Source organism: Acidisoma sp. (genome assembly GCF_035492295.1).
In the GTDB taxonomy this organism is placed as follows: Bacteria; Pseudomonadota; Alphaproteobacteria; order Acetobacterales; family Acetobacteraceae; genus Acidisoma.
Genome location: NZ_DATJJK010000146.1, coordinates 1 through 7175 on the forward strand (window position 1 = coordinate 1; position 7175 = coordinate 7175).

Annotated in this window: 6 protein-coding genes; 4 read left to right on the plus strand and 2 right to left on the minus strand. The window is 64.8% G+C overall.

Translation table 11 applies throughout. The features are described from left to right. Together VL752_RS10390 and VL752_RS10395 are read left to right on the plus strand one after the other, a co-directional pair. Window positions 1–954: HpcH/HpaI aldolase/citrate lyase family protein (locus tag VL752_RS10390; RefSeq protein ID WP_325354849.1), on the plus strand; the 954-nt coding region annotated here is incomplete at its 5' end. A gap of 6 nt (window positions 955–960) precedes the next feature. Then, entirely contained in the window at window positions 961–1917 is a 957-nt protein-coding gene (locus VL752_RS10395) for an acetyl-CoA carboxylase carboxyltransferase subunit alpha (RefSeq protein ID WP_325354851.1), read from the plus strand. A gap of 153 nt (window positions 1918–2070) precedes the next feature. Here the strand turns inward: VL752_RS10395 and VL752_RS10400 are convergent, their stop codons facing one another. Continuing rightward, window positions 2071–2361: a GIY-YIG nuclease family protein gene (locus VL752_RS10400; protein ID WP_325354853.1), complete on the minus strand. Its 291-nt coding sequence runs from the start codon at window positions 2359–2361 to the stop codon at window positions 2071–2073. Between the two features lie 281 nt (window positions 2362–2642). On the opposite strand from VL752_RS10400, the gene VL752_RS10405 reads away from it, so the two are divergent. Then, window positions 2643–3482 carry an SDR family oxidoreductase gene (locus tag VL752_RS10405; RefSeq protein ID WP_325354855.1) on the plus strand — a complete coding sequence of 280 codons (840 nt, stop codon included), beginning with the start codon at window positions 2643–2645 and terminating at the stop codon, window positions 3480–3482. Window positions 3483–3736: 254 nt separating this feature from the next. Here VL752_RS10405 and secA read toward each other — a convergent pair whose 3' ends face one another. Beyond that, window positions 3737–6421 carry a preprotein translocase subunit SecA gene (secA, locus tag VL752_RS10410; protein ID WP_325354857.1) on the minus strand — a complete coding sequence of 895 codons (2685 nt, stop codon included), beginning with the start codon at window positions 6419–6421 and terminating at the stop codon, window positions 3737–3739. A gap of 155 nt (window positions 6422–6576) precedes the next feature. On the opposite strand from secA, the gene VL752_RS10415 reads away from it, so the two are divergent. Beyond that, window positions 6577–7175: peptidylprolyl isomerase (locus VL752_RS10415; protein WP_325354859.1), on the plus strand; the 599-nt coding region annotated here is incomplete at its 3' end.

Here is a 7175-nt window from a genome sequence, read left to right on the forward strand (position 1 = left end):
CCGGCCCGTCTCAACCGCAGCGAGCTGGCCGTCCCCGGCAGCCAGCCCCAGCTCTTTGAAAAGGCAGCGAAATCCGCTGCCGATGTCGTGTTTCTCGACCTCGAGGACGCGGTTGCTCCCGACGACAAGCCCCAGGCGCGCAAGAACGTCATCCAGGCGCTGCGCGACATCGATTGGGGCAACAAGACCCTCTCGGTGCGAATCAACGGCCTCGACACCCATTTCATGTATCGCGATGTGGTCGATGTCATGGAGCAGGGGGGCGAGCGCCTCGACCTCATCATGATTCCCAAGGTCGGCACCGCGGCGGATGTCTATGCCGTCGACATGCTGGTGACCCAATGCGAGGCCGCCATGGGCCGAAAGAAGCGCATCGGCTTCGAGATGATCATCGAGACCGCGCTCGGCATGCAGAACGTGCATGAGATTTCCGCCGCCAGCCGGCGCAACGAATCATTGCATTTCGGTGTTGCCGATTATGCCGCCTCGACCAAGGCGCGCACGACCAACATCGGTGGGGTCAATCCGGACTATGCCGTGCTGACCGACAAGGATTCTGCCGGCAACCGCGCCACCCATTGGGGCGACATGTGGCATTACGCCATCGCGCGCATGGTTGTGGCCGCCCGCGCCAACGGGCTGCGCCCGGTCGACGGCCCCTTCGGCGATTTCTCCGATGCCGATGGCTACAAGGCCGCGGGCAATCGGGCCGGGGTTCTGGGCTGCGAGGGGAAATGGGCGATCCATCCCTCCCAGGTCGCCCTTGCCAATGAGCTCTTCACCCCCAGCGCCAAGGAGGTCGAGAAGGCCAAGCGCATTCTCGCCGCCATGGCCCAGGCCCAGAAGGAGGGCAAGGGCGCGGTGGCGCTGGATGGCCGGCTGATCGACCTGGCCTCGATCCGCCAGGCCGAGGTGCTGGTCCGCAAGGCCGAGCAGATCGGCGGGGCCGCCTAGACCCTGATGCCCACCTTCCTCGAATTCGAGAAGCCGATCGCCGAGCTCGAAGGCAAGATCGAGGAGCTGCGCCACCTCGCCAATGCCGACGACATGAATATCGCCGACGAGGTGGCGAAGCTTCAGGGCAAGGCCGACAAGCTGCTGCGCCAGACCTATGGCAAGCTGACGGCCTGGCAGAAGACCCTGGTCGCCCGCCATCCCGACCGGCCGCATTTCGGCGATTACGTCGGGGCGCTGGTGGAAGAATGGACGCCGCTCGCCGGCGACCGCAATTTCGCCGACGATCATGCGATCGAGGGCGGGCTCGGGCGTTTCCGCGGCCGCTCCGTGGTGGTGATCGGCCAGGAGAAGGGCTCCGACACCACCTCCCGCGTCCAGCATAATTTCGGCATGGCCCGGCCCGAAGGCTATCGCAAGGCCCAGCGGCTGATGGATCTGGCCGATCGCTTCCGTTTGCCGGTGGTGACCCTGGTCGATACGCCCGGCGCCTATCCCGGCATCGATGCCGAGGCGCGTGGCCAGGCCGAGGCCATCGCGCGCTCGATCGAGACTTGCCTCAGGATTCGCGTTCCGCTCATCGCCGTCATCATCGGCGAGGGCGGCTCCGGCGGGGCGATCGCGTTGGCCGCGGGAAATCGCGTGCTCATGCTCGAGCATTCCGTCTATGCCGTGATCTCGCCGGAAGGCTGCGCCTCCATCCTCTGGCGCAGCGCCGATCAGGCCAAGGAGGCCGCCGAGGCCCTGAAGCTCACCGCCGATGATCTGCTGAAGCTCGGCATCATCGACGAGATCGTGCTCGAGCCCCTGGGCGGCGCCCATCGCGACCGCAACCGCACGATCCAGAGCCTGGGCGACGCGATCGAATCCGCCCTCACCGAGCTCAGCCGCCAGGACGGCGCGCGGCTGCGCGCCGAGCGCCGCGAGAAATTCCTCGCCATGGGCAAGAAGGGCCTGAACTAGCCGCTTTTTCGACGGCGAGTCTCGCCATGGCTCCTTTGAGGGCAGGGCAAACAGGCGGGAAGGGGCACAATTTTTTTGCCGTCATTCCCGCGAAAGCGGGAATCCAGAGCCTGCCCCCGCGAAAGCGGGGGGCAAGCGACGGACTGCTGCCCATTAGCGTCGGATCTCTTCGTAGAGATCGCGCCACTGAGGGTTCGTGCGCTCGATCAATTCGACCTTCCAGGCCCTCGGCCACTTTTTGATCTGCTTCTCGCGCTGGATCGCCTCGGGCATCGTCCCCAAGAACTCGATGTAGACGAGAAGATGGATGCCATAGGTCTTCGTGAAGCCCACCATCGCATCCGACTTGTGCTCCCACACCCGACGCACGATGTTGGCCGTCACACCGATGTACAGCGTGCCGTTTGGTTTGCTGGCGAGGATGTAGACGCAGGGCGCCTTCATGGCGGCAATAATGCCACGCCACGAAAGAAGATGCCTTCGTGTCTCCTTGGATGGGTTGCAGCCTGTGGCCCTGGATTCCCGCTTTCGCGGGAATGACGGCAAAAAATTGTACCCCTTCCCGCCTGTTTGCCCTGCCCTCAAAACGGCCATGGCGATTCCCGAGTTATGTATATGCAATAGCGCTTTCGCGGGATAACGCAGGAAGGAGCACGGCATCCACATGCGATTGCGCTGCCTGGCCGGGGCGGATTACGAATAGAAAGCATGACGAGAGGATCCCCATGTTCCAGACCGATCTCCTGAAGGGCAAGCGCATCCTAATCACCGGCGGGGGCACCGGCCTCGGGTTCTCCATGGGCCGGCGCTTCCTGGAGCTGGGCGCCTCGCTCGTGATCTGCGGCCGGCGCCCCGAGGTGCTGACGGCCGCCGCCGCCAAGCTCGGTGGCGAGACCGGCGGCAAGGTCGAGACCCAGGTCTGCGACGTGCGCGATGCCGAAGCGGTGGAAAAGATGGCCGAGGCGATCTGGGCCGAGGGGCCGCTGGATTGCCTGGTCAACAATGCCGCCGGCAATTTCATCGCCCGCAGCGAGGAGCTGAGCCCGCGGGCCATCGACGCCGTGCTCGGCATCGTGCTCCGCGGCAGCGCCTATTGCACCACCGCCTGCGGCCGGCGCTGGATCAAAGCCGGCCACAAGGCCAGCGTGCTCAGCATCATCACCACCTATGCCTGGACCGGCTCGGCCTATGTCCTGCCCTCGGCCATGGCCAAGGCGGGGGTGCTGGCCATGACCCGCAGCCTGGCGGTGGAATGGGGCGGCAAGGGCGTGCGGCTCAATGCCATCGCGCCGGGACCCTTTCCCACGGCGGGCGCTTGGGAGCGCCTCGTGCCGCGGCCCGAGCTCGCCCAAGTCTTCGAGAGCAAGAACCCCCTGAAGCGCGTCGGCGAGCATATCGAGCTCGCCAATCTCGCTTCCTTCCTGCTCAGCGATTTCGCCGGCTATATCAACGGCGAGGTCGTCACCATCGACGGCGGCGAATGGCTGCAGGGCGCCGGCCAGTTCAACTTCCTGGAGCGGCTCACCGACGCCGATTGGGAATCGCTGAAGCCGAAGAAGAAGTAGAGAGAGCATCGCGCTCGGCGTCTATCGACCCCTTTCCGGGCAGGGCGATTGCAGGTGGGATAGAGGCGTAACTTCTTCCGCCGTCATTCCCGCGAAAGCGGGAATCCAGGGCCGAGGGCTCGTCGCTTGCCCTGGATTCCCGCTTTCGCGGGAATGACGGAATGGTAAAGCGAGGCTTGCGATCAACCCCCGCCCCTTTGAGGGCGAGGGGAAGCTAAGGGGACAAGCGGATAGCGGCCGCCGAACGAAAAGAATCAAACCCGCCCGTGGCAGTATTTGTACTTCTTCCCCGACCCGCAGGGGCAAGGCGCGTTGCGGGCGACCTTGCCGAACTCTTCCTTCGGCGGGGCGAAGGCATCCGCACCGGCCAGCGCCAGCGCCGGGCTCGGACGGGATTCCCGCATCCGGGCCTGGGGCGGCGGGGGTGGGGGCGGGGCTTCCTGCTGTTGTTCCGGGGGCGGCCCCAGGCGGACCTCGATATGGGACAGCACGACGGTCACGGATTCGCGCACCCGCGTCAGCATCTCGTCGAACATCTCGAAGGCTTCGCGCTTGTACTCGTTCAGCGGATCGCGCTGGCCATGGGCGCGGAGCCAAATGCCCTGGCGCAAATGATCCAGGTTCAGCAGATGGTCCTTCCACTGCTGGTCCAGCAGCTGCAGCAGGATGCTCTTCTCGGCGAAGCGGATCACCTCGCTGCCCGAGCGCTCCTCCTTCTCCGTCATCTTGGCATTGACCGCCGCGGTCAGCCGCTCGCGGATCTCCTGCTCGGTGACGCCCTCTTCCTTGGCCCAATCGACGACCGGCAAATCGAGGCCGAAGATGCGCAAGGCCTCCTCATGCAGCCCTTGGGCGTTCCACTGTTCGGCATAGGAATTGGCCGGGATATGCTGCTCGACCATATGGTCGACGGTCTCCTGGCGCATCTCGGCGATGGTCTGGGAGACGTCGGTCGCCACCATCAGCTCGCGGCGCTGCTCGTAGATCACCTTGCGCTGATCGTTCATGACGTCGTCGAACTTCAGGATGTTCTTGCGCGATTCGAAGTTCCGCGCCTCGACCTTCTGCTGCGCCTTCTCCAGGGCCTTGTTGATCCAGGGATGGACGATCGCCTCGCCCTCCTTCAGGCCGAGGCGCTGCAGCATGGAATCCATGCGCTCCGAGCCGAAGATGCGCATCAGATCGTCGTCGAGCGACAGGAAGAAGCGCGACGCGCCCGGGTCGCCCTGGCGGCCGGAGCGGCCGCGCAGCTGGTTGTCGATGCGCCGGCTCTCATGGCGCTCGGTGCCGATGACATAGAGCCCGCCGGCGTCCAGCGCGACCCTCTTCTTGGCGGCGACATCGGCGCGGATGGCGGCGATGCGCGCTTCCTTCTCGGCGGGATCGGCGATATCGGCGGTCTCGCGCCAGATGCGCATCTCGAGATTGCCGCCGAGCTGGATGTCGGTGCCGCGGCCGGCCATGTTGGTGGCGATGGTCACCGCCCCCGGCACGCCGGCCTCGGCGATGATGTAGGCCTCCTGCTCGTGATAGCGGGCGTTCAGCACCTGATGGGGCACCTTCTTCTTCTTCAGAAGCCCGGAGAGCAGCTCGGATTTCTCGATGCTGACGGTGCCGACGAGGAGCGGCTGCTGGCGCGCCTTGCATTCCTCGATCAGCCCGATGATGGCATCGTATTTCTCGGCCGCCGTGCGATAGACCTCGTCATGCTCGTCGATGCGCACGCAATCCAGATTGGTCGGGACCTCCACCACCTCGAGGCCGTAGATGTCCTGGAACTCGCTGGCCTCGGTCATGGCCGTGCCGGTCATGCCGGCGAGCTTGGGGAAGAGGCGGAAATAGTTCTGGAAGGTGATCGAGGCCAGGGTCTGGTTCTCGTTCTGGATCGTGACCCCTTCCTTGGCCTCCAGCGCCTGATGCAGCCCCTCGGAATAGCGCCGGCCTTCCATCATGCGGCCGGTGAATTCGTCGATGATGACGACCTTGTCGTCCTTGACGATGTAGTCGACGTCGCGGGCGAAGATCTTATGGGCGCGCAGCGCCTGGTTGAGGTGATGGACCAGGGAGACGTTCTGGAGATCGTAGAGATTGCCGGTCTTCAGGAGGCCGGTGTCGCGCAGGCGCTGCTCCATGCGGTCGGCGCCATCCTCGGTCAAAGTGACCTGGCGCGCCTTCTCGTCCTTCTCGTAATCGGCATCCGTCAGGAAGGCCATGAGGCGGTCGGCGGCGCGGTAGAGCTCGGAGGAATCCTCGGTCGGCCCCGAAATGATCAGCGGCGTGCGCGCCTCGTCGATCAGGATGCTGTCCACCTCGTCGACGATGGCGAAATTGAACGGCCGCTGGACCATGTCCTCCAGCCGGTATTTCATATTGTCGCGCAGATAGTCGAAGCCGAATTCGTTGTTCGTGCCGTAGGTGATGTCCGCCGCATAGGCGGCGCGGCGCTGCGGGTCATCCAACCCATGCACGATGATCCCGGTCGTCAGGCCGAGGAAGCCGTACAGCCGGCTCATCCACTCCGCGTCGCGCCTTGCCAGGTAGTCGTTCACCGTCACCACATGCACGCCCTTGCCCGTGAGCGCGTTGAGGTACACCGCCAGGGTCGCCACCAGGGTCTTGCCCTCGCCGGTCTTCATTTCCGCGATCCGGCCGGAATGCAGCACCATGCCGCCGATCATCTGCACGTCGAAATGGCGCATCCCCAGCGCCCGCTTGGCCGCCTCGCGCACCGTGGCGAAGGCTTCCTCGAGCAGATCGTCGAGCGTCTCACCTTCCTCCAGGCGGGCCTTGAATTTCGCGGTCTGGCCGCGTAGGGCCTCGTCGTCCAGCGCCGCCAATTCCGGCTCCCAGGCGGCAATCGCATTGACCTTGCGCCGAAAAGCTTTCAGGGCGCGGTCGTTACTGGTACCAAAAACGGCTCGGGCGAGGCTTGCGAACATTCTCTCTTCCTGGTGCAGCGGGCGGATACCGCGTACCTTACTATAAGTCGTCGTCTCCGGCTCACATAAGCGCCGCCCCCCGGGTGGTCAAACCCTTGCCCCGGTTCGACAGTTAGCTCATAGGATCGAAAAAACACAGGAAGGGTTCCCCCTCTATGCGTCGTACCACGCTTTCCGCTCTCGCCCTCGCCGCCGGCCTCATGGCCCCGGCGGCTTTTGCCGATGCCCCCGCCGCCGCTCCCGCCTCGACCGACCCGGTGGTGGCCACCGTCAACGGCATGCAAATCCATCTCAGCGACATCCAGAAAGCCGCGCAGGACGCGCCGCAGCAGCTGCAGCAGCTGCCGCCGAACCAGCTCTTCCCCCTGCTGCTCAACCAGGAGATCGACCGCGCCGCGCTGCTGGTGGCCGCGCACCAGGAAGACCTGGAAAAGCAACCGACCGTCGCCGCCGCCATGGCGCATGCCGCCAATGTCAGCCTGGAAAACGCCTATGTGCAGCAACATGTCACCAGCGCCGTGACCGACGCCGCCGTGCAGGCCGAATACAACAAAAATTATGCCGGCAAGCCGGGCCCTGAAGAGGTGGATGCCCGCCATATTCTGGTGAAGACCAAGGCCGAAGCCGAGGCGATCATCAACCAGCTCAACCATGGCGCCAATTTCGCCACCCTGGCGACCAAGGACAGCATCGATCCGGGCGCCAAGAATGGCGGCGAGCTCGGCTGGTTCACCAAGGACCAGATGGTTCCGGC